1 protein-coding gene is annotated in these 312 nt (G+C 74.4%); it reads left to right on the top strand.

Features of this window, described 5'->3' with window-relative positions; all coding sequences use genetic code 11:
- On the top strand, positions 1 to 312 hold a 312-nt coding region (locus tag OO47_RS33070), incomplete at both ends, for an ATP-binding protein (protein WP_199812375.1).

Raw genomic sequence — 312 nt, 5'->3', positions numbered from 1 at the left:
GCAGACCGGCGAGCGGGCCGGGAGGCGGCCCTTTCGGTGTCCGGGGTCTTCCAGGGCAGCCTGGACATCGCAGCCGCCCGCGACCTCGCCCACCGCTTCCTCGCCGACGTCCGGGCCGTCCACGGCCTGCCGGTCCGCGAGTCCACGACGGACGTCGTCCAGCTCGTGGTCAGCGAACTGCTGACCAACGCCGACAAGTACGCCCCCGGCGCAAGCCTGCTCGCCCTCGACGCCGCCGACGGGGCGATCGAGGTCAGCGTCTGGGACAGCAACCCCACCCCACCGGCGATCCTCCCGCCCGACCCCACCCGC

It is taken from the genome of Streptomyces bikiniensis (assembly GCF_000716625.1).
In the GTDB taxonomy this organism is placed as follows: domain Bacteria; phylum Actinomycetota; class Actinomycetes; order Streptomycetales; family Streptomycetaceae; genus Streptomyces; species Streptomyces bikiniensis.
This window is presented reverse-complemented; position numbering and strand designations above follow the sequence as displayed.